This is a genomic window from Vibrio gelatinilyticus, assembly GCF_022836845.1.
Classification (GTDB): domain Bacteria; phylum Pseudomonadota; class Gammaproteobacteria; order Enterobacterales; family Vibrionaceae; genus Vibrio; species Vibrio gelatinilyticus.
Genome location: NZ_JAJNNZ010000004.1, coordinates 206,429 through 227,543, shown reverse-complemented (window position 1 = coordinate 227,543; position 21,115 = coordinate 206,429). Strand labels below are relative to the sequence as shown.

Annotated in this window: 22 protein-coding genes; 16 read left to right on the top strand and 6 right to left on the bottom strand. The window is 42.8% G+C overall.

Going from position 1 to position 21,115, the window contains the following annotated elements; translation table 11 throughout:
- Window positions 1–216 precede the first annotated feature (216 nt).
- The 11 genes from ccoN to ttcA all read left to right on the top strand — a co-directional run bounded on the left by ccoN (window position 217) and on the right by ttcA (window position 10,242).
- Window positions 217–1,644 carry a cytochrome-c oxidase, cbb3-type subunit I gene (ccoN, locus tag LNL84_RS07090; RefSeq protein ID WP_244356288.1) on the top strand — a complete coding sequence of 476 codons (1,428 nt, stop codon included), beginning with the start codon at window positions 217–219 and terminating at the stop codon, window positions 1,642–1,644.
- 12 nt (window positions 1,645–1,656) lie between these two features.
- Window positions 1,657–2,277: a cytochrome-c oxidase, cbb3-type subunit II gene (ccoO, locus tag LNL84_RS07085; RefSeq protein WP_244356286.1), complete on the top strand. Its 621-nt coding sequence runs from the start codon at window positions 1,657–1,659 to the stop codon at window positions 2,275–2,277.
- 9 nt (window positions 2,278–2,286) lie between these two features.
- Window positions 2,287–2,460: a cbb3-type cytochrome oxidase subunit 3 gene (locus LNL84_RS07080; RefSeq protein WP_244356284.1), complete on the top strand. Its 174-nt coding sequence runs from the start codon at window positions 2,287–2,289 to the stop codon at window positions 2,458–2,460.
- Complete coding sequence (gene ccoP, locus LNL84_RS07075) at window positions 2,460–3,437, top strand: cytochrome-c oxidase, cbb3-type subunit III (RefSeq protein ID WP_244356282.1); 978 nt, start codon at window positions 2,460–2,462, stop codon at window positions 3,435–3,437. The genes LNL84_RS07080 and ccoP overlap by 1 nt, the downstream gene beginning before the upstream one ends.
- Window positions 3,438–3,522: 85 nt before the next feature.
- Window positions 3,523–4,002: a FixH family protein gene (locus LNL84_RS07070; RefSeq protein ID WP_244356280.1), complete on the top strand. Its 480-nt coding sequence runs from the start codon at window positions 3,523–3,525 to the stop codon at window positions 4,000–4,002.
- A gap of 4 nt (window positions 4,003–4,006) precedes the next feature.
- Window positions 4,007–6,373: a heavy metal translocating P-type ATPase gene (locus LNL84_RS07065; RefSeq protein ID WP_244356278.1), complete on the top strand. Its 2,367-nt coding sequence runs from the start codon at window positions 4,007–4,009 to the stop codon at window positions 6,371–6,373.
- Window positions 6,374–6,377: 4 nt separating this feature from the next.
- Window positions 6,378–6,563, top strand: a complete 186-nt coding sequence (ccoS, locus tag LNL84_RS07060) for a cbb3-type cytochrome oxidase assembly protein CcoS (RefSeq protein WP_341829451.1) — start codon at window positions 6,378–6,380, stop codon at window positions 6,561–6,563.
- Complete coding sequence (locus LNL84_RS07055) at window positions 6,560–7,246, top strand: sulfite exporter TauE/SafE family protein (protein ID WP_244356276.1); 687 nt, start codon at window positions 6,560–6,562, stop codon at window positions 7,244–7,246. The genes ccoS and LNL84_RS07055 overlap by 4 nt, the downstream gene beginning before the upstream one ends.
- Window positions 7,247–7,337: 91 nt before the next feature.
- Complete coding sequence (locus LNL84_RS07050) at window positions 7,338–8,084, top strand: FNR family transcription factor (protein ID WP_244356274.1); 747 nt, start codon at window positions 7,338–7,340, stop codon at window positions 8,082–8,084.
- 134 nt (window positions 8,085–8,218) lie between these two features.
- Window positions 8,219–9,163: a universal stress protein UspE gene (gene uspE / locus LNL84_RS07045; RefSeq protein ID WP_244356272.1), complete on the top strand. Its 945-nt coding sequence runs from the start codon at window positions 8,219–8,221 to the stop codon at window positions 9,161–9,163.
- 149 nt (window positions 9,164–9,312) lie between these two features.
- Window positions 9,313–10,242, top strand: a complete 930-nt coding sequence (ttcA, locus tag LNL84_RS07040; protein WP_244356270.1) for a tRNA 2-thiocytidine(32) synthetase TtcA — start codon at window positions 9,313–9,315, stop codon at window positions 10,240–10,242.
- Between the two features lie 38 nt (window positions 10,243–10,280).
- Here ttcA and LNL84_RS07035 read toward each other — a convergent pair whose 3' ends face one another.
- Genes LNL84_RS07035 through LNL84_RS07025 form a run of 3 tightly spaced genes read right to left on the bottom strand, consistent with a single transcriptional unit; the run spans window position 10,281 to window position 12,628 of the window.
- Complete coding sequence (locus LNL84_RS07035) at window positions 10,281–10,934, bottom strand: DUF2987 domain-containing protein (protein WP_244356268.1); 654 nt, start codon at window positions 10,932–10,934, stop codon at window positions 10,281–10,283.
- A gap of 16 nt (window positions 10,935–10,950) precedes the next feature.
- Window positions 10,951–11,754, bottom strand: coding sequence for a glucosaminidase domain-containing protein (locus LNL84_RS07030; protein ID WP_244356266.1), 804 nt, complete (start codon window positions 11,752–11,754; stop codon window positions 10,951–10,953).
- Window positions 11,747–12,628 (bottom strand): hypothetical protein, encoded by an 882-nt coding sequence (locus LNL84_RS07025; RefSeq protein ID WP_244356264.1) that lies wholly within the window; start codon window positions 12,626–12,628, stop codon window positions 11,747–11,749. The genes LNL84_RS07030 and LNL84_RS07025 overlap by 8 nt, the downstream gene beginning before the upstream one ends.
- 305 nt (window positions 12,629–12,933) lie before the next feature.
- Here LNL84_RS07025 and potA point away from each other — a divergent pair, with 305 nt between their 5' ends.
- From potA to LNL84_RS07000, 5 genes are all read left to right on the top strand, one after another.
- A complete protein-coding gene (potA, locus tag LNL84_RS07020) occupies window positions 12,934–14,079 on the top strand; it encodes a spermidine/putrescine ABC transporter ATP-binding protein PotA (protein ID WP_244356628.1) in 1,146 nt (381 codons plus the stop codon).
- Window positions 14,063–14,920 carry a spermidine/putrescine ABC transporter permease PotB gene (potB, locus tag LNL84_RS07015; protein WP_244356262.1) on the top strand — a complete coding sequence of 286 codons (858 nt, stop codon included), beginning with the start codon at window positions 14,063–14,065 and terminating at the stop codon, window positions 14,918–14,920. Before potA ends, potB begins: the two co-directional genes overlap by 17 nt.
- Complete coding sequence (gene potC, locus LNL84_RS07010) at window positions 14,920–15,690, top strand: spermidine/putrescine ABC transporter permease PotC (RefSeq protein WP_244356257.1); 771 nt, start codon at window positions 14,920–14,922, stop codon at window positions 15,688–15,690. Before potB ends, potC begins: the two co-directional genes overlap by 1 nt.
- 90 nt (window positions 15,691–15,780) lie before the next feature.
- Window positions 15,781–16,815, top strand: coding sequence for an extracellular solute-binding protein (locus LNL84_RS07005; RefSeq protein ID WP_244356253.1), 1,035 nt, complete (start codon window positions 15,781–15,783; stop codon window positions 16,813–16,815).
- A gap of 233 nt (window positions 16,816–17,048) precedes the next feature.
- Window positions 17,049–18,086 carry an extracellular solute-binding protein gene (locus LNL84_RS07000; RefSeq protein WP_244356251.1) on the top strand — a complete coding sequence of 346 codons (1,038 nt, stop codon included), beginning with the start codon at window positions 17,049–17,051 and terminating at the stop codon, window positions 18,084–18,086.
- Window positions 18,087–18,146: 60 nt separating this feature from the next.
- On the opposite strand, the gene cobB is transcribed toward LNL84_RS07000, so the two are convergent.
- The 3 genes from cobB to LNL84_RS06985 form a co-directional block, all read right to left on the bottom strand.
- Complete coding sequence (cobB, locus tag LNL84_RS06995) at window positions 18,147–18,881, bottom strand: Sir2 family NAD+-dependent deacetylase (protein WP_244356249.1); 735 nt, start codon at window positions 18,879–18,881, stop codon at window positions 18,147–18,149.
- Between the two features lie 164 nt (window positions 18,882–19,045).
- Window positions 19,046–20,266: an ammonium transporter gene (locus LNL84_RS06990; RefSeq protein ID WP_244356247.1), complete on the bottom strand. Its 1,221-nt coding sequence runs from the start codon at window positions 20,264–20,266 to the stop codon at window positions 19,046–19,048.
- A gap of 414 nt (window positions 20,267–20,680) precedes the next feature.
- Window positions 20,681–21,112 carry a hypothetical protein gene (locus LNL84_RS06985; RefSeq protein WP_244356245.1) on the bottom strand — a complete coding sequence of 144 codons (432 nt, stop codon included), beginning with the start codon at window positions 21,110–21,112 and terminating at the stop codon, window positions 20,681–20,683.
- Window positions 21,113–21,115: the final 3 nt, after the last annotated feature.

The window sequence follows — 21,115 nt, the reverse complement described above, 5'->3', positions numbered from 1 at the left end:
ATGGTTAAAAACCCAATCACCTGTAAGGTTACTACTCTGTTTTTGATTTGTTAATTGCAGTATCATTGCTTCTTGAAAATGCACCTTTTTTGTTAAAACCTGCAAGAGAAATAACGTATTGATTTAGTCGTTAACTCTAATGTGAGTTTGGGTAGCATTACGACATGTGTCGTGTTGGAAGTAAAGTGTAGTTAATTAGAAATTGGAAGCATGTTAATGAGCCAAGAAAAGCAGCTTGAACAAAACTACAACTATACAGTCGTTCGTCAGTTTACCCTTGTGACCATTCTATGGGGTATTGTTGGCATGGCTGTTGGTGTTTTGATTGCCGCTCAATTAGTTTGGCCACAGCTAAACTTTGATACGCCGTGGTTGACGTACAGTAGATTACGTCCATTGCATACTAATGCGGTAATTTTTGCGTTTGGTACGAGTGCTCTGTTTGCAACATCTTATTATGTTGTACAGCGTACTTGTCAAACCAGACTATTTGGGGGCCCTCTCGTCGCGTTCACGTTCTGGGGATGGCAGGCAATTATTTTAGCAGCAGCAATCACCTTACCTTTGGGTTTCACTTCAGGTAAAGAGTATGCTGAATTAGAATGGCCGATCGATATTGCGATCGCTGTTGTATGGGTGAGTTACGCCGTTGTGTTCTTTGGAACACTAATTAAACGTAACACTTCGCATATTTACGTTGCCAACTGGTTCTTCGGTGCATTTATTATCACCGTTGCCGTTCTTCACATTGTCAATAGTATGGCAATCCCTGTCTCTGCGGGTAAATCGTACTCCGTCTACTCAGGTGCTGTCGATGCGATGGTACAGTGGTGGTATGGACACAACGCTGTAGGTTTCCTACTCACAGCTGGTTTCCTTGGTATGATGTATTACTTTGTACCAAAACAAGCAGAACGCCCGGTATATTCCTATCGTTTGTCAATCGTACACTTTTGGGCACTAGTTTCACTGTATATTTGGGCTGGTCCACACCACCTACATTACACAGCTCTACCTGACTGGACTCAGTCTCTGGGTATGGTAATGTCATTGGTGTTATTCGCTCCTTCTTGGGGTGGTATGATCAACGGTATCATGACCCTGTCTGGTGCGTGGCACAAACTTCGCTATGACCCGATTCTTCGTTTCTTGATTGTATCTCTATCTTTCTATGGTATGTCTACCTTCGAAGGCCCGATGATGTCAATTAAGACGGTTAACGCATTGTCTCACTACACAGACTGGACTATTGGTCACGTTCACTCTGGTGCGTTAGGTTGGGTTGCTATGGTTTCTATTGGTTCGGTTTACCACTTGATCCCTCGCCTATTTAATCAAGAACGTATGTACTCTGTTAGCCTGATCAACGCTCACTTCTGGTTGGCGACAATTGGTACTGTTCTTTATATCGTCGCGATGTGGATTTCTGGTGTGATGCAAGGTCTGATGTGGCGCGCTGTTAATTCAGACGGTACATTGACATACAGCTTTGTTGAGTCAGTACAAGCATCTTACCCGTACTATACCGTTCGTTTCATTGGTGGTTTCATCTTCCTAGCTGGTATGTTCTTAATGGCATACAACGCTTATAAGACAATCACAGCGCCAAAGAATAGCCTCAAAGCTATTTCTCAACCGGCATAAGGGGATTTAAGAATGAGCTCAAATTCGAACAATCGCCACGAAATCGTTGAACGTAATGTTGGCTTACTGGCTATTTTGATTGTTTTCGCAATCAGCTTAGGTGCGTTGGTAGAAATCACGCCACTGATTTTCCAAAAGCAAACGACAGAACCTGTAGAAAACTTACGTGCCTACAGCGCTCTTGAAATGGAAGGTCGTGATATCTACATCCGTGAAGGTTGTAATGTCTGCCACAGTCAGATGATTCGTCCTTTCCGTTCAGAGACTGAGCGTTACGGTCACTACTCTGTTGCTGGTGAACACGTTTGGGAGCACCCATTCTTGTGGGGTTCAAAACGTACAGGTCCTGATCTAGCGCGTGTTGGTGGACGTTATTCTGATGAATGGCATCGTGTACACCTTATCGACCCTCGTGAATTGGTTCCTGAATCAAACATGCCTGGCTTCCCTTGGCTTGAGGAAAATATTCTCGATGGAAAGCTAACGCAGAAAAAACTAGAGATTTTCCGTAATCAATTCGGTGTTCCATACACTGACGAGCAAATCGCGAATGCGTCTAAAGATGTAGAAGGTAAAACAGAGATGGATGCCATCATTGCTTACCTTCAGTCTTTGGGCCACGCGATGAAGTAAGGAGGAATTATGGATATCGGTACGATTCACAGTATTTGGACCATAGTGTTATTCGTTAGCTTCATCGGCGTTGTTTGGTGGGCGTACGGAAAAAACCGTAAAGCTCGCTTCGACGAAGATGCAAATCTAGTATTTGCTGACGAACAAGCACCAACCTCCAAGGAAAAAGGAGTGACTAAGTAATGACTACATTCTGGAGTCTTTGGATTATTGTCATCACTGTCGGTACGCTGGTCGGTTGTGCAGCCATTTTATATTGGTGCATTAGCGACAAAGTGGGCGTAGAAGAAGGTGAGGATATGGGACACGAATACGATGGTATTCGTGAACTCAACAACCCGTTACCAAAATGGTGGAGCTATCTGTTTATCGGCACGTTTATTTTTGCCGCTATTTATTTAACGCTTTACCCTGGCCTAGGTAACTTCAAAGGTGTTCTTGGTTGGCAAAGTTCGGATCAAACCGTTCGTTCTATCGCAGAATCAAAAGCATCGATTGAAGCGTCTCAGCAAAACAAACAACTCGTGCAATATGCAAAAGAGTTAGATGATGCTGATACATACTTCGGCGAAGCTTTCAGAAAGCTTGCTTACAATGATGATGGAAATGGCTTCCGCCCTATTCCTGAAATTGCAGCAGACAATGAAGCACTTAAAGTTGGTCAACGTTTGTATCTACAAAACTGTTCTCAATGTCACGGCTCTGATGCTCGTGGTCAGAAAGGTTTCCCTAACCTAACTGACGATGCATGGCTGTACGGCGGCGAGCCTGAAGCCATCGTCACAACATTGCTGCACGGTCGCGTTGGTCAAATGCCAGCATGGAAAGATGCTTTGGGTGAAGATGGCGTGCGTGAAGTTGTTAGCTACACGCTTAGCCTTTCTGGTCGTAAAGTGAATGCACGTGAGGCGGAAGCGGGTAAATCTCGCTTTGTTGTGTGTGCAGCTTGTCACGGTACAGACGGCAAAGGTAACCCAGCAGTTGGTGCACCAGATCTGACAGACCAAGTTTGGTTGTTCGGCGATTCTCGTGCTGACGTTACTGAAACGGTTATGAATGGCCGTTCTGGTGTCATGCCGGCATGGAAAGACATTTTAGGTGAAGACAAAGTTCAACTTGTTGCCGCTTATGTCTGGAGCCTAAGCAATTCTGAAAAATAAGTAACATTTCAATAACAGCCCCTTGCAAGGGGCTGTCTTTCCTCGATAAATTACATATTCTTAGTCAGTTGTAGAGAACTTTTTTATGGTAAAGCCTTGGTATAAACAATTTTGGCCGTGGTTCCTCATTGCCCTTCCTCTTTCTGTTGTTGTGGGTACGTTGTACACGGTCGCGATTTTTTCGCAAAACTCGGTTAATTTGGTTGCTGAGGATTACTATAAAAAAGGCAAAGGGATTAACATTGATTTGTCGAAAATCACCGTTGCACGTGATCTTGGACTCAATGCCGCTGTCTCATCTCAAGACAATGAAATTGTGATTCGCTTTGTTAAAGGCAGTTTGGTTCATTTCCCTGCGATAACCGCAACGTTTACACATAGAACATTACCGGATAGGGATTTTCAACAGCTTGTGACAGCGGATGCGTCTGGTAACTATCGACTAAACTTAGGTCATGAAGTGCAAGGTCCATGGTTTGTAGAGCTTCAGCCTCATGACGAAGCCTGGCTTGTGCAAGGACGCGTGACTTTCCCATCCACTACAGAAACAATTTTATTAGATTAATACTATGTGTGAATCGTGTTATCACTGCGGTGAAGATGTACCAGTAAACACGGACTTCAACGTTGAAATTCTCGGTGAAATTCGTCAAATGTGCTGCCCTGGTTGTGAAAGTGTGGCACAAACTATCGTAGAGTCGGGTCTTGTCTCTTATTACCAATATCGTACTGCACCTGCAGAAAAAGCAGAACTTGTTCCTGAACAGCTACGTTCACTTATCCATTATGACAACGAAGACGTACAGGCAGAATTTGTTAGAAGCAGCGCTGATTCCAAAGAAGTGACATTGTCACTTGATGGTATTTCTTGTGCGGCATGTGCGTGGCTTATTGAACGAAAGATGTCGAATAAAGACGGGCTGATTTCGATGCGCGTCAATACTACAACAAACCGCGCCTTGATGCGTTGGGATGATAGTAAGGTCAAATTAAGTGATCTACTTTCATCGATCCACGCTCTTGGCTATAAAGCCGCACCCTTTGAAGCAGATAAGCAAGAAGCCAGTTATCACCAGACTATGAAGCAATACCTGTATCGACTTGGTATCGCAGGTCTTGCCACGATGCAAGTGATGATGCTTGCTGTTGCTCTCTACTTGGAAGTCTTTGGAAATCTTGAACCTGAATTTAAAAGCTACTTTCGTTGGGTTAGCTTGATTTTTGCGACACCAGTATTGCTTTACTCAGCACTACCATTTTATATCAATGCATGGAGAAGTCTAAGAGGCAGAACTCTAGGTATGGATGTTCCAGTTTCAATTGCCTTAATTTTTGCTTACATCGCTAGCTTAGTTGCAACAGTTACTGAACAAGGTGAAGTGTTCTTTGAGTCGATTTCCATGTTCACCTTCTTCTTGCTGCTTGGACGGTTCTTGGAAATGAGAGCTCGCCGCAAGGCTGCAGCGGCAAGTGGTAACCTATTAAAGCTAATACCAGCAATTGCAACGAAAGTAGACGGTACTCAGGTCCCTGTTAAAACCCTTAAGCTTGGAGACCGAATCAAGGTATTGCCGGGCGAGCACATACCGGCCGATGGTATGTTACTTTCTGGACGTGTTTATATTGACGAGTCAATGTTAACCGGTGAATCGCTCCCAGTCGTTAAAAAATTATCGGACACCGTATTTGCTGGCACTTTAAATGGTGAAGAGGCGTTTGAACTTGAAGTGGTTTCTAGTAAAGCTGACTCTATGATTTCTAAGATCGTTCGGCTCCAGGACGAAGCTCAGCTAAGTAAACCAAAAATTGCTGAAATTGCTGATATCGTCGCTCGTTACTTTGTTGCTATCATTCTGATTATTGCCGCGGCAACATGGGCTTATTGGCACCAAAGTAAACCCGATGATGCTTTCTGGATCATGCTTTCCGTTCTTGTTGCCACCTGCCCTTGCGCTCTTTCTTTAGCAACACCTACAGCCATAACCTGCTCCAGTTCTCGTATGGGAGGCTTTGGTATACTCTCTCGTCGCGGTCATGTCTTTGAAACTTTGTGCAAAATTAATCACCTAGTAATTGATAAAACGGGTACTTTGACGCACGGTGATATAGAGATAGCCAGTACAGAAACTTACACCAACTATAACGAAACTCAATGCCTTAAAATGGCCGCAGGCCTTGAAGCAAATGCTAACCATCCTATAGCCAAGGCCTTTAGGTCTTATTTTGATCCATCTATGCAAGTATCAGAGGTTCGGAATATTATTGGCTCTGGACTCGAAGGGGTTATTGAAGGAAAGCAAGTCAAAATTGGTAATGCTCGATACGTTTTAGGTAAGTCTGCTCGCCAAAGTAATTGTGTTTATATGGCTATCGACGGAGTGCATGCAGCCAGTTTCTATTATCGTGATCCTATACGAAAAGAAACCGCAGATTTTATTGCGCAAATTAGAGCAGCCAATATCAAAGTGACCCTGCTTACCGGTGACAGTGACATAAATGCCAGCCTTGTCGCCAATGAAGTTGGTATTCAAGACGTTGTTTCGAATGCCTCTCCTGAAGATAAGCTCAATTTCCTTAAAAGCTTAAGTGACAGTGACATAACAATGATGGTCGGTGATGGTATCAATGATGCACCTACCCTAGCCGGGGCACATTTGTCTGTTGCTATGGGGGGTGGCACTGATGTCGCTAAAGCGTCCGCTGATCTCGTATTACTTGGTGACCGTTTAGATAAGTTACTTAAAGCGAGGGAACTTGCAATTAAAACGCGGAAGATCATTCGGGAGAACCTAGCGTGGTCCTTGGGTTACAATGTCTTAATTTTGCCATTGGCTGTTGCAGGACTTGTTGCTCCCTATATTGCAGTTGTTGGTATGTCTGCAAGCTCAATTATTGTAGTATCGAACTCTCTACGTTTGCTCAAAGAGGAAAAGTAATCATATGGAAAGCCTTTATCTCTTAATCCCTATCGCCATTGTGCTTGTCTGTATTGCCGTGGGTATTTTCCTTTGGGCCGTAAAAAACGAGCAATTCGAAGATTTAGAGAGGCAAGGACACAACATCTTGTTCGACGAGGATGTCAACACATCAACCTCTCCTAAAAATGAAAAGGCCGATACACAGTGACCATTGACCTAGTCGGTGCATTTACTATCGGGCTATTAGGCGCAGGTCATTGTATGGGAATGTGTGGTGGTATCGCATCACTATTGACTCTCCCTTCGGCTAAAGCCCAAGCAACGCCACCGGCACTGTTAGTCTCGTTAAATTACAACCTTGGTAGATTAGTTAGCTATAGCCTCATTGGCGCATTGGTCGGTGGCGCTATTGCTTCCATTGTTGCGCTCTCCGAGTTTAACCATGTGTTGGTTGTACTAAGGTTGATTGCGGCACTATTTATGATCCTCCTCGCTTGTTACGTTGGTAAATGGTGGAACGGCCTGCTTATGGTCGAAAAACTGGGAAAAAATGTTTGGCGAGTAGTCTCACCTCTTGGTCAAAAGTGTCTACCTCTAAAAACGCCCGCTCATGCCATTCCTTTTGGTTTCATTTGGGGCTGGCTCCCTTGTGGGTTAGTCTACTCGATACTCACTTGGGCCGCTGTTTCTGGAAGTGCATTAGGTGGCGCATTAACTATGTTATTTTTTGGTTTAGGTACTCTCCCTGCAATGCTTCTAGTTGGAAGTCAGGCTAACAAGTTAAAACAGTTACAAAATTCCCTGATCTTTCGTAACATTGCTGCACTTTCAATACTACTTTTTGGGCTATATACAGGTTATGGTTCGGTAATAATTCTATCATCAAACTAATAGCTGATTGTTTTATCATTGATTTTTTAACTACCCTTTAGAGGTAATGGGTGGTAAAATATTGATGTATATCAAATAGTGAAAGGTTGTTATGATTTCTGAAAAACCTACTACAAAGAGAATCCAATCAGGCGGATGTGCTATCCATTGCCAAGATTGTAGTATTAGTCAGCTTTGTATTCCGTTTACTCTTAATGAGTCGGAACTTGATCAATTAGATCAGATTATCGAACGTAAAAAACCGATCCAAAAAGGACAAGAATTGTTCAAAGCTGGAGACGATCTTAAGTCTCTGTACGCTATTCGATCTGGGACGATCAAGAGCTATACCATTACCGAACAAGGTGACGAACAGATCACAGCTTTTCACCTAGCGGGTGATCTTGTTGGCTTTGACGCAATTACTGATGATAGCCACCCGAGTTTTGCTCAAGCGCTCGAAACCTCTATGGTATGCGAAATACCTTATGAGATTCTCGATGACCTTTCAGGAAAGATGCCTAAACTTCGTCAACAAATCATGCGTTTGATGTCAAATGAGATTAAAGGTGACCAGGAAATGATTCTTTTGCTATCTAAAAAGAACGCAGAGGAAAGACTGGCGGCATTTTTATATAACCTTTCCACACGGTTCTCACAACGTGGCTTTAGTCCGAGAGAATTTCGCCTGACAATGACCCGTGGCGATATCGGTAACTACCTGGGCTTGACCGTTGAAACAATCAGTCGTTTGCTAGGCCGTTTCCAAAAATCTGAGATCTTAGGTGTTAAAGGCAAGTACATAACAATCATCGATCACGATGCTCTTATGGATTTAGCTGGTGTGTCTCGCGATTAACCTGTCACCATAAAGTGGCTCGTTTAATGAGCCACTTCAAACTCCTCCCCTCGAACTTCCCATTTTTCTAATCATATTCATAAAACTGCGCTAAAGTAGAAATAAGGTAACAGCCCGTTAGGTAGGGAGTTTTTATGAGTATTTACAGCAAGATCCTCGTCGTTGCCAACTTGAACAGCGATGAACAGCCAGCACTTGCACGAGCTGTTCAACTTGCGAAAAAAAGTGTATCGAAAAGTCATATTACGTTTTTCTTATCTATTTATGATTTCTCTTACGATATGACCTCTATGCTATCGCATGATGAACGTGATGCGATGCGCAAAGGCGTTATTTCACAGCGCGAAGAGTGGATGCGCAGTATCGCACAGCCCTTTATTGACGATAGCTTTGAATTTGATGTGAAAGTCGTGTGGCACAATCGACCCTATGCTGCGATCGTCGAAGAAGTATTCGGTGGCAGCCACGATATTGTTATCAAGGGAACCAGAAAGCATGACATTCTAGAGTCGGTCATATTTACTCCAACCGATTGGCACCTTCTTCGAAAGTGTCCGGTTCCTGTTTTGTTGGTTAAAAACTCAGATTGGCCAAAAAATGCCAATATTGTGGCATCTGTACATGTTGGATCTGAAAACCCTACCCATATAGATCTTAATGATTGTATGGTAAGACAACTAGATAGTCTGACCGACCGTTTAGGAGCAACGGGTTACCTAGTCAACGCTTATCCAGTGACGCCCGCCAATATCACAATTGAATTGCCTGAGTTTGATCCTGCCACCTATACTGATGCGGTTAGGGGCCATCATCTAACCGCAATGAAAGCGCTCAGACAGAAGCATGGTTATGATGAAGAGCATACTATTGTTGAGCAAGGTCTACCCGAAGACATTATCCCTGAGATCGCCAGTAAACTTGATGTGGCAATGGTTATCTTGGGCACAACCGGACGTACGGGACTCTCTGCTGTGTTCATAGGTAATACTGCTGAAAATGTCATCGATAAAATTAATTGTGATGTTCTCGCTCTTAAACCTCAGGGTTACATTAGCCCATTAGATCCAGAAAATAACTAAGCCAACCGACTCTACCCAATAGCTCCGCATTTCGCGGAGCTAACTTATTGAAAACATCACACGACTTAATTTTATCTAGCATCTTGGCGATTTATACGTATCATACGCAATTCATTTTGATTCGATGCACGAGATAGAGCTAAGCTACGATGACTGAGCAAACTCAAGAGCGCACTAAGGCGCAACAATATAACTTCAACAAGCTACAAAAACGTATCCGTCGTAATACCGGACAAGCGATTGCTGACTTCAATATGATTGAAGACGGCGATAAAATCATGGTTTGTTTATCCGGTGGTAAAGACAGCTTTACGATGTTGGACATATTGATGAGTCTGCAAAAAAGTGCTCCTGTCTCATTTCAACTTGTAGCGGTTAACCTAGACCAAAAACAACCTGGTTTTCCCGAACATATTCTACCAGAGTACCTTAAAAGCCTTGGCGTTGAGTACACCATCATCGAAGAAGATACTTACTCTATTGTTCAGGACAAGATACCAGAAGGCAAAACAACCTGTTCCCTTTGTTCTCGACTTCGTCGCGGTATTCTATATCGTCATGCTAAAGAAATTGGTGCCACTAAGATTGCATTGGGCCACCACCGTGATGACATCATTGAAACTTTGTTCTTAAACATGTTCCACGGTGGTAAGCTCAAAGCAATGCCACCAAAACTGGTTTCAGATAACGGGGAGCATGTTGTAATTCGTCCGTTGGCCTATTGTCGAGAAAAAGACATCATTAAATATGCCGATATGAAAGAGTATCCAATTATTCCTTGTAACCTTTGCGGTTCTCAGCCTAACCTACAAAGACAAAACATTAAGCAAATGCTCAACACTTGGGATAAGCAATTTCCAGGTCGTATCGAATCAATGTTTCGTGCAATGCAGAATGTGGTACCGAGTCACCTTGCTGACTACGAATTGTTTGATTTCAAATCAATCGATAAAGACTCCGGTGTTATTAATGGCGGAGATATCGGCTTTGATAAAGAAGAGTTTGACTCTCAGCCATCGGCAGAGACTGTGATGGAGTTTGACCCAAGCTTGAAACTCGACGTTGCGAATGTCGAATAAACAGCAATTTTTAGAAAAGGGGCTTTAAGCCCCTTTTTTTATTCTGCCGGTATGTACGGTAGTACTCTAGAAGTCTTCCTAGGAAGCGTCATTGAGCCCCCCTCACCGATTTCGCTAAGCAGTACCTGTGCTTTACCGCCATAAATATCAATTACTTTTCCATTTGATAAATTGATCGAACCTTCTTTTAGCCCATCGAACTCCAATGTAAGTCCTTCAACCGTTGGAGTAAACCAAGAGGCAAACATGCCCCCTAGATCCTCAAGCATAACCTGCATTTGAGGAAGTAAGCGTTCAACATCTTCAAAATTAACTTCACCTTGTAGCGGTTTTTTCGTCATAACAACCATAGAGAAATCACATTGCCTATCTTTAGGTGTATGCACAAACACCAATGGATTCGCGCTTTTGAGATTTTTATCCAAAGGGATCAAAAGTTCGTTATATTGTGATGACTTGAGCTTTTCATAGTGCTCTTCTTTCTCCATCCAAGCTTTCTCAATTGGACACAACTGTTGAGAAAGAGCATCAACAAAGAAGAAGCCGACCTTGACTTCTTCATGTCCTTCCTTAGCGTTGTTTTTCATTTGAGAATAGAGTTTTGAATAGGTGAAGCGATATTCCTGGGCATTGACTGCGATACTCGTTGCGGCCAATGATAAACCTAATAAGGCGACTTTAACTGCTTTCATAATTCGAATTGTTGTTTTAATTGTTGTGTGTCCAGAACGCTTGATTATGACGAATCATAGCCTGTAAGTCTTTGACGTATGCCTCACCCCTCTCAGAATACCGTATCAACCCACTAGTCAATAAAGTTGCAGCTTGGGGAGATGTGGCATCAATTTGTTGTTCTGAAAAGGTGTCCCGTATTTGTCTAAGTTCGGCGTACGCTCGATTCCTATTCACATTCATAAAGTAACCATGAATAGAACCTTGAGCAGAAGGAAACGTAGCAACCTCATGAGTCATACCAGGTGTGCGTTTTAGTGGTACGAGTCCACACCCTTCTTTATAACACCATTGGCCAAAATAATTATTTGCTTCAATAGCGAATCTTGATGTTCCCCATGCTGACTCATTCGCGGCTTGCGTTAACACCAATGCCTCTGGTAAAACATTAACGCGACTTAACATAGTATCAAGCCACTCCTGTGTTACCTTGTCACTTAATGGAGCACTGTACAATTTCCCAAGGCGTTTAGCGGTCTGCTGCTGTTCTGCGCTTAGTGAATGCCCTTCTTTGACGACTTCTTTCATTGAAAGAAGTCGTTCACGCTCATTGGTAATTCGTTGATTTTCTAATTCAACACCTGAACGCAACGTATCAAAAAACGCGCGTTTCTTTTCGTTGACATCAACATGAGCGGGCTTTACTTCAACCTTCACAGATGTCGTTGTCTTTTCTACTACTAATTGCTCATCTTTATCATTGGATTTATTAATGAAAAAAAAAGCAGAACCACCAACAGCTGCGACGACCGCTGAGATAGCCATATATCGTTTAAGCATCAAATACCTCAGGGTTCTTATTCTTACCACTTCGATGTTGATCATCATTTGATTGGTCATCTGAATCATCGCTAGAATCGTTATCTGAATCATCACTAGAATCGTCGTGCCCTTCGTGACTACTTTGGTTTGCGACAATTTTCAAACGAATACCAAACATTTCACGGTACACAATACCTTTAACATGAAAGAAGAAAGGCAGAACGAAAATAAGACCAATACCATAAAATAGTGCTGCAATAACAAACATAACCATAACCGCGAGGTAAATACCTGCGAGAACAAATATTTTCTTATTCACTGCACGAAGTGAGAGCAGTAAAGACTTCAAAGGTGGGACCTGCTTTTCGCAGATCAACAGGATCGATTGGCTAAAGGCCAGAGATAGGTATAAGGATAACAACGGTAAGATGGTACCCGCGATACCTTGAAAGACCAAACTAAACAGTGTGGCTATGATGACTGGTATCGTAAATTGCAGACCTTTAGCAATATGTCGCGTTTTGGTTATTAACCCAACTGAATGGCTCATCGCCATTAGACTAATACCCGCAAAAATTGGCGCACTCACCACTTCGTAACTGAAATTTGCAACAAAGATGGCCTGGAAAATTCTAGAATCTAGCAGTTCAGGATTTTGTACAGCTTGGAGGATAACGGAGGGATCACCGAGCTGAAGCTGCAGCGCAATATAAAAAATACCAACCTGAACCGCTATTAGAGCGATGATCGCAGGTGAAAATGAGAGAAAGTGTCTAGTTGTGTGCTTCCATGCTTCTTGAAATACTGCCGAGGCTTTTAATTCGTATTGCCCAGACAAGGCGGTTTCGATGTTTCCGCCTATATTTATGTCTTTTTCGAAATCATTTTTCATAGTATTACCAGTTGGCATCAATGGTATGAATGCCTAATAAACGTAAATTAATGGCTGTTCTAAGTATAACGGCTAAGATTAAACTATATCGAGGCACTTGGCTTGCTTTATTGTCTAATTGGCTGATAATTAACCAATTGATATGTCGCAATTTTCATCAAAGTCGCTCTTCTAACAAGTATGGTAAACAAAGTTTAGTTTCACCTACATTTTTTTCTGTTAGCAGATAAGAAAGTGCTTTGAATTCACTCAATTGGTGATTATGATGCGCGGCTAAATTATGTATCGCAATCGGCCAGTATGTTATTTCTGGTCAAGGTGGAGATAAACAGACGTTGAACGCTAAACAATCAGTAGGAGCGCCAGTCATTCAGCTTTCTGGTGTCAGTAAGAGTTTCGATGGTAAAGAGATCATTGCAAACCTAAATTTAAACGTTAACCATGGTGAATTCCTCACTATTCTTGGCCCTTCAGGTTGTGGTAAAACGACCGTATTGAGGATGATAGCCGGTTTCGAGTCCGTAGATGTAGGTAGAATTACCCTAGATAACCAAGACGTTACTGACGTCCCTGCTGAACAGCGCCATGTAAATACTGTCTTTCAGAGCTATGCGCTATTCCCTCACATGACAGTATTCGAAAATGTCGCATTTGGTCTTCGCATGCAAAAAGTAGATCCGCAACAAATCGAGCCACGTGTTCATGAGGCACTTAAAATGGTTCGGTTAGACAGTATGGCGCAGAGAAAACCACATCAGCTCTCAGGTGGGCAACAACAACGAATTGCGATCGCACGCGCGGTGGTCAACAAGCCAAAAGTTTTGTTACTTGATGAGTCTCTATCCGCTCTGGACTATAAACTTCGTAAGCAGATGCAAATCGAACTTAAACAACTGCAACGTCAACTTGGGATCACGTTTATCTTCGTTACTCATGATCAAGAAGAGGCTTTGTCAATGTCTGATCGCATCATCGTGATGCGTGATGGGGTCGTAGAGCAAGATGGTACTCCCCGAGAAATATACGAAGAACCAAAGAACTTATTTGTTGCTCGCTTTATTGGTGAAATCAACGTGTTCGATGCGATAGCGATCAAGCGCCTCGACGACAAAACCATTCGTGCACACATCGAAGGCAAAGATTCTGTTGTCTATTACGACCAACAATTTGAACCTGGTGAAAGGCTACAAGTGTTACTTCGGCCTGAAGATCTGCGCTTAGAAGAAATCAAGGAAACCGAAAATAGAGGCATCGTTGGCCATATTGTTGAAAGAACCTATAAGGGCATGACTCTTGATTCCGTCGTTGAGTTAGAATCTGGAATGCGCGTCATGGTCAGTGAGTTTTTCAACGAAGACGATCCAGACGTAGATCATTCATTAGGTCAGAAAGTCGCGATAACTTGGGTAGAAAGTTGGGAGGTGGTGTTAAAAGATGAAAACGAAGTTTAACCTCCAAAACGCCATCGTCACACTTATCGTTAGTTGGTTGGTCCTATTTGTATTGATCCCCAACGTGATGATTATAGGCACAAGCTTTCTCACCAGAGACGAAGCAAATCTAATCGAGATGACATTCACTCTCGATAATTATGCTCGCCTTATGGACCCGCTTTATGCAAAGGTCCTATTTCACTCTTTCTATATGGCGATAATTGCGACGGTTATATGCTTAATCATCGGTTATCCATTCGCATACATTGTCGCAAAGATGCCACATAGATGGCGTCCAATCATGTTGTTCTTAGTTATTGTCCCCTTTTGGACCAACTCTTTGATCCGTACTTATGGCTTGAAAATCGTGTTAGGAACGCAAGGCATACTGAACAAGAGTTTAATAGCGCTTGATATTATCGATAAACCGATACGAATTATGTACACCGAGAACGCGGTAATGATTGGTCTGGTGTATATCCTGTTGCCGTTTATGATTTTGCCACTGTATTCAGCCATCGAGAAGCTGGATCATACCTACATAGAAGCGGCACGCGATCTTGGCGCCAACAAGTTGCAAACATTGACTAAGGTAATTTTACCATTAACCATGCCTGGTATTATAGGTGGTTGCTTATTGGTGCTTCTACCAGCATTAGGAATGTTCTACATCGCCGATCTATTAGGTGGTGCAAAAAACCTACTGATCGGCAATGTAATCAAAAGCCAAGTCCTTAATGCCCGCGATTGGCCCTTTGGCGCCGCGACGAGCATAGCGTTGACCCTAGCAATGGCCATTATGCTGTACGCGTATTACCGAGCCGGGAAATTGCTTAACCGTAAAGTGGAGTTGGAATAATGGGACGCGCTTTCAAATTTAGTTTTATTTCGTTGGTGTATGCGTTTTTGTACTTACCCATAATAGTGCTTATTGCTAACTCATTTAATGCGAATAAGTTTGGGATGAAATGGGGTGGTATCACGACCAAGTGGTATGACGCTCTGCTCAATAACGACAGTTTAATGCAAGCAGCATGGCACTCGCTTAATGTAGCGGTATTTTCAGCTACTGCCGCAACCATAATTGGTAGCCTTACAGCTGTGGCGCTTTTTCGCTATCAGTTTAAAGGCAAAGGTGCGGTTAGCGGAATGTTGTTTATTGTGATGATGTCACCAGACATTGTTATGGCCATCTCATTACTAGCGATTTTCTTGGTTATGGGGGCTCAGCTTGGTTTCCTTACCCTTCTTATTGCGCACATTACATTTTGTCTACCCTTTGTGGTTATTACGGTATACAGCCGGTTAAAGGGCTTTGATGTAAAAATGCTTGAAGCTGCTAAAGATTTGGGTGCTGGCGAATGGACTATTCTTAGTAAGATAATTTTCCCTTTGGCAAAGCCAGCGATTGCGGCAGGATGGCTATTGAGTTTCACCCTATCACTAGATGATGTCATTGTAAGCTCATTTGTTACTGGGCCTACCTACGAGATCTTGCCATTAAAAATTTATTCAATGGTAAAGGTCGGTATCTCGCCGGAAGTGAATGCATTGGCTACAATAATGTTAATCATCTCGCTTGCTTTGGTAATTACTTCGCAAATCCTTGCACGCGAAAAGATCAAGTAACAACGCTTTTGTCTAAGAACAGGGCGGCGTTGACCGCCCTGTTCTGGTATCTAACCGCCTAATAGGTGAATTTGGTTTGGAGCTAATGTAATGAAAAAATGGGCTACTTTACTAACTGGTAGTGCATGTGCTTTGTCACTTCTATCAGGAACGACAACGGCAAGTGAGAACAAAACCTTAGTATTTATGAACTGGGGGCCATACATCAACAGTAGCGTTCTCGAGCAATTTACCAACGAAACTGGCATTAAGGTTATCTATTCTACCTACGAGTCGAATGAAACTCTCTATGCGAAGTTAAAGACCCATAATCAAGGCTATGATCTCGTTGTCCCTTCAACCTATTTCGTTGCGAAAATGCGCGATGAAGGAATGTTGCAAAAAATTGACAAGTCAAAACTTAGCAACTTTGACAAGTTAGACACCAATTATCTGGATAAACCATTCGACCCGGGTAATGGCTATTCAATCCCACATGTAGTCGCTATCACTGGATTAGCCGTGAACACTGATATGTACAATGCAGAGGATTTCACTAGTTGGGCCGATCTATGGAAACCTGAACTTGAAGGTCAAATTATGCTAATGGATGACACTCGAGAGGTCTTTCATATAGCTCTGCGTAAATTGGGTTATTCCGGTAATACAACGGATGAAACACAGATTGCACAGGCCTATGCCGAGTTGAAAAAGCTGATGCCTAATGTGCTGGTCTTTAATTCCGATAATCCCGGCGCACCCTATATGTCAGGTGAAGTTGGTGTCGGTATGTTATGGAATGGTTCAGCTGCTGCGACGCAATCAGAAGGCGTCCCACTGAAGCTGGTCTTTCCAAAGGAAGGCGGTATCGGTTGGGTAGATAATTTCGCCATTAGCTCTGGGGCGAAGAACGTAGAAGCCGCTCATAAGATGATAGATTTTCTTTTAAGGCCAGATATAGCAGAGCAGATTTCACGTGATACTGGCTATTTAACTGCTGTTGCCGAATCAAATGAAAAATTTAAAGATATTCCGGCGTTATTTCCATCACAGCAGGATCTTGACCGAGTAGAGTGGCAAGATTCAGTTGGGGATAAAACCGTTATTTATGAAGAGCATTTCATGAAATTGAAAGCTGCCCAGTAAGTTATGATTAAAGGGGGGAGCTAATTGTCCCCCCTATTTTATTGGAATTTAAGCAAAATAAGTAAGCTCTAAAATAGAGAATTAATGAAACAACTGATATAATCGTGTGACGAGCATCAAATAAAGATGTCGTTCAAAGTAATCTTTTTACTGATGCCAAAATATGGATGTGTATCTAGTTTAGATTGTCATGCCTTTGGGCTCTTTGTCATAAATACAAAAACGGAAAAGTAATGAAAAGCAAACTGTATGCCGGTGCTTTGTGCGCTGCAACTCTATTCACTACCTCCGCAACTGCGGCCAACCAAGAACTCTACTTTTACAACTGGTCTGAATATATACCTAACGAAGTTCTGCAGGATTTCACTAAAGAAACCGGTATCAAAGTATTCTATTCAACCTATGAATCTAATGAAAGCATGTATGCGAAGTTAAAAACTCAAGGCTCAGGTTATGACCTTGTTGTTCCTTCGACGTACTTTGTGTCTAAAATGCGCAAAGAAGGTATGCTGCAAGAGATTGATAAAAGTAAATTGGCCCACTTTAGTGACCTAGACCCTAATTATCTCGATAAACCTTTTGACCCTAAGAACAGTTTTTCGATCCCTTATATCTGGGGTGCTACTGGTATTGGTATTAATACCGACATGCTGGATAAATCAGCAGTCACAAAATGGGCTGACTTATGGGATCCGCAATGGGCTGGTCAACTTATGATGATGGATGACTCTCGCGAAGTATTTCACATTGCGCTCACCAAACTTAGATATTCGCCAAATACAACTGACCCAAAAGAGATCGAGGCTGCCTACCTGGAACTCAAAAAGTTAGTTCCTAATGTACTGGTCTTCAATTCTGATTTTCCAGCTAACCCTTACCTTGCTGGTGAAGTGTCTCTTGGTATGCTTTGGAATGGTTCTGCTTATATGGCACGCCAAGAAGGCGCATCTATCGATATCGTATGGCCAGAAAAAGGAGCGGTATTCTGGATGGACAGCCTAGCGATCCCGTCGGGCGCTAAGAACGTTGAAGCTGCGCATAAAATGATCGACTTCTTGTTGCGTCCTGAGAATGCGGCGAAAATTGCTGTAGAAATCGGTTATCCAACGCCAGTAAAAACCGCTTACCCGCTTTTACCAAAAGAATTTGCAGAAGATCCAAATGTATTCCCTCCGCAATCCGTTATGGACTCAGGGGTCTGGCAAGACGAAGTTGGTGAGGCTTCGGCATTATACGATGAGTATTTCCAAAGACTTAAAGTAGACAACTGAGTGTCTCGTACACAGTAATACAAAAGACGGCCACTAATTAGTGGTCGTCTTTTATTTGGATTACGCTAACCGTTCTGCGTCATCTTCCCTGAGAATTTCGTCAACGAGCTTGGGAACTTCTACGCTCGCTTTACCATAGCGTTTTTCTTCAAACTCACTCTCTACAGCACTTGGTTCTAAGTTGATTTCAATGGTGTGGGCGCCATGCATCTTTGCATCGTGAACAAACCCGGCAGCGGGATAAACAACACCAGATGTTCCTATTGATACAAAAAGATCGGCCTCCTCTAATGCTGAATATATATCGCCCATTCTAAGCGGCATTTCACCAAACCATACAATATGAGGACGCATTTGAGAGGGGATCTGGCAACAGTGGCATAAGTCGCCCGTCAATATATCGTTTTTGCTTTCGATTACCTGCCCTGATTCAGAGCAACGTGATTTAAGCAGTTCGCCATGCATATGAATGACGCTTTCACTGCCCCCGCGTTCATGGAGATTGTCAATATTTTGGGTAATCACAGTAACTCGGCCTTTTAGCTCTTTCTCTAATCGACCAAGAGCCGTATGGGCGGCATTTGGGTGAATGGTATCGGACTGAAGCTTTTTACGTCTTTGATTATAAAAGTGTTGAACAAGATCAGGATTACGTTCGAATCCTTCGGGTGTTGCGACGTCCTCGATGCGGTGATTTTCCCAAAGCCCATCTTGAGCTCTAAACGTCTGAATACCCGATTCTGCTGATATCCCTGCTCCTGTAAGAATCACAACATTTCGATACGGAAACTTCATATATTCCCCTTCTACCTTCCATAGCTGTTAATAGTTTTAGCTTAACATGGATGTAAAAACAACAGTAGTTTTGAGGGTTAGACCATAGTCTAATTTTAGTATATTCAGTTAGTTAAAAGGGGCCTATTGGCCCCTGTCTATTTGTTTATGTCGTCTGTCTTTAATCAATCATCACTAACAGCTGAGATTTTATGTATTGCTAAATCAGCACCATTGAACTCATCTTCATCTGACAAGCGTAGTCCCATTGCCTTATGTAAGATACCATAAACAATTCCTGCGCCAGCCAAAGCGACAGCAATACCAGCCACCGTGCCTATCAGTTGAGACGCAAAACTTACACCACCAAGACCACCTAGTGCTTGTTGTCCAAAAATCCCCGCAGCGACACCTCCCCAAGCTCCGCACAAACCGTGCAAAGGCCAGACACCCAGTACATCATCAATTTTGGTTTTGTTTTGTAAAAAAGTAAACGCCCATACAAACATAACTCCAGCTACCGCACCGGTAATAAGTGAGCCAATTGGATGCATTAAATCTGAACCAGCACAGACAGCAACAAGGCCAGCCAAAGGACCATTGTGAATGAAACCAGGGTCATTTTTTCCCGCAACAAGAGAGGCTAAAATCCCACCGACCATCGCCATAAGCGAGTTCATGGCTACCAAACCACTTATGCCATTTATTGCTTGCGCTGACATTACGTTAAAACCAAACCAACCAACACTAAGTATCCACGCTCCTAATGCAAGAAATGGGATGTTAGAAGGCGCGAAGTTAGTATGCTTACCCGCACGGATACGACCACGGCGCATTCCAAGGAAGACAACAGCAACCAATGCTATCCAGCCACCAACACCATGCACGACCACCGAGCCTGCAAAATCATGAAAGCCGTAGCCAAATGTAGATTCTAGCCATGACTGAAAGCCAAAATTGCCATTCCAAATCATACCTTCAAATAGTGGATATACAGCGCCTACGGTGAAAAAAGTGGCAATCAAAATTGGGTAAAAGCGAGCACGTTCAGCAATCCCCCCCGAAACAATTGCTGGGATTGCAGCTGCAAATGTCATTAAAAAGAAAAACTTAACTAATTCATAACCGTTTCCTTGTGACAAAGTCTCGGCATCCGCAAAGAATGTGCCACCATATGCAACCCAGTAACCAATAAAGAAATAGGCGATTGCAGAGACGCCAAAGTCAGCGAGAATTTTCACCAGTGCATTAACTTGGTTTTTTTGCCTAACTGTCCCTACTTCTAGAAAAGCAAAGCCTGCGTGCATGAGGAACACCATAATGGCACCCAAAAGTAAAAAAAGCGTATCAGAGCTTTGTGTTAGTGTTTGTACGGCGCCATGTACTTGCTCTACCGAAGTGGCCATGAATCGATTACTCCTTTAATACAATTGAATTCAATTTAATGGTTTTGCCTTTGCACAAATCCTGTGCTGACTTGGCATGCGCACACCAATATGGGGAGTGCATTAATTCCGAGGTTGCGCTGCAATATATAAGCCAAAAACAAAGAAACCCTCTTCACTAATATAACTATCTGTTTAATATATGAATAATTAACCATCTGTAAGATGTAGCCCTTATTAATGCTATAGAATTGCACCATAATGGGTAGGAAGCACCAGAACCGAGCGCACTATCATGTAGCACGGACACATTGTGCATCGAGCCGGCAAAATACACTTATTGTCCTGTTCTGAAAGTAGCGCGACAGCGTCTTTTAGTCATAGAAAAGGCTCCATATAGGAGCCTTCTAGTTGGTTAGCGCTGTTTTCCGCTTGTTAGGGAAGCGTACTAATTGGTTGAGGTTCGCTGCCGAAGGTCATTGGAATGTTCTGTTTTAGTTTATTCATACCTAAGAACATACGAATAATCCAAACCACAATGGCTACGGCGGCAAACAGCATGCCTATGTACGGAATGATATTGGCAACTTGATCAATCCAACTTGCTTGATACCAGTAGTTTGTCACACCCTTGAGTAAGCCATTCGATGTTGCGACAGTAACAATCAATACAACGAAAAACGTCAGATTAAGAAAGAACGTTCGTATCAAACCATAGTAATGAGAGTTTACGACATCACTGTCTTCACCCTTATCTAACCGATAGCCTGCGTACACAATTGCAACTACGCCCGAAATAAGCAAAGTAAAAGGCGTAAATAGGCTCAATAGATACGTTATCCAGATCCCTTTGTGATGTTGTTGCATAAT

What these genes read in the sequence shown, in the direction of transcription:
- LNL84_RS06985 (WP_244356245.1), bottom strand. Translation starts at nt 21,112, where the DNA reads ATGCAACAACATCACAAAGGGATCTGGATAACGTATCTATTGAGCCTA.
- ccoS (WP_341829451.1), top strand. Translation starts at nt 6,378, where the DNA reads ATGGAAAGCCTTTATCTCTTAATCCCTATCGCCATTGTGCTTGTCTGT.
- LNL84_RS07005 (WP_244356253.1), top strand. Translation starts at nt 15,781, where the DNA reads ATGAAAAAATGGGCTACTTTACTAACTGGTAGTGCATGTGCTTTGTCA.
- LNL84_RS07065 (WP_244356278.1), top strand. Translation starts at nt 4,007, where the DNA reads ATGTGTGAATCGTGTTATCACTGCGGTGAAGATGTACCAGTAAACACG.
- LNL84_RS07000 (WP_244356251.1), top strand. Translation starts at nt 17,049, where the DNA reads ATGAAAAGCAAACTGTATGCCGGTGCTTTGTGCGCTGCAACTCTATTC.
- LNL84_RS07035 (WP_244356268.1), bottom strand. Translation starts at nt 10,934, where the DNA reads ATGAAAGCAGTTAAAGTCGCCTTATTAGGTTTATCATTGGCCGCAACG.
- potC (WP_244356257.1), top strand. Translation starts at nt 14,920, where the DNA reads ATGGGACGCGCTTTCAAATTTAGTTTTATTTCGTTGGTGTATGCGTTT.
- LNL84_RS06990 (WP_244356247.1), bottom strand. Translation starts at nt 20,266, where the DNA reads ATGGCCACTTCGGTAGAGCAAGTACATGGCGCCGTACAAACACTAACA.
- potB (WP_244356262.1), top strand. Translation starts at nt 14,063, where the DNA reads ATGAAAACGAAGTTTAACCTCCAAAACGCCATCGTCACACTTATCGTT.
- LNL84_RS07050 (WP_244356274.1), top strand. Translation starts at nt 7,338, where the DNA reads ATGATTTCTGAAAAACCTACTACAAAGAGAATCCAATCAGGCGGATGT.
- uspE (WP_244356272.1), top strand. Translation starts at nt 8,219, where the DNA reads ATGAGTATTTACAGCAAGATCCTCGTCGTTGCCAACTTGAACAGCGAT.
- cobB (WP_244356249.1), bottom strand. Translation starts at nt 18,881, where the DNA reads ATGAAGTTTCCGTATCGAAATGTTGTGATTCTTACAGGAGCAGGGATA.
- LNL84_RS07025 (WP_244356264.1), bottom strand. Translation starts at nt 12,628, where the DNA reads ATGAAAAATGATTTCGAAAAAGACATAAATATAGGCGGAAACATCGAA.
- ttcA (WP_244356270.1), top strand. Translation starts at nt 9,313, where the DNA reads ATGACTGAGCAAACTCAAGAGCGCACTAAGGCGCAACAATATAACTTC.
- ccoN (WP_244356288.1), top strand. Translation starts at nt 217, where the DNA reads ATGAGCCAAGAAAAGCAGCTTGAACAAAACTACAACTATACAGTCGTT.
- LNL84_RS07070 (WP_244356280.1), top strand. Translation starts at nt 3,523, where the DNA reads ATGGTAAAGCCTTGGTATAAACAATTTTGGCCGTGGTTCCTCATTGCC.
- LNL84_RS07030 (WP_244356266.1), bottom strand. Translation starts at nt 11,754, where the DNA reads ATGCTTAAACGATATATGGCTATCTCAGCGGTCGTCGCAGCTGTTGGT.
- ccoP (WP_244356282.1), top strand. Translation starts at nt 2,460, where the DNA reads ATGACTACATTCTGGAGTCTTTGGATTATTGTCATCACTGTCGGTACG.
- LNL84_RS07080 (WP_244356284.1), top strand. Translation starts at nt 2,287, where the DNA reads ATGGATATCGGTACGATTCACAGTATTTGGACCATAGTGTTATTCGTT.
- ccoO (WP_244356286.1), top strand. Translation starts at nt 1,657, where the DNA reads ATGAGCTCAAATTCGAACAATCGCCACGAAATCGTTGAACGTAATGTT.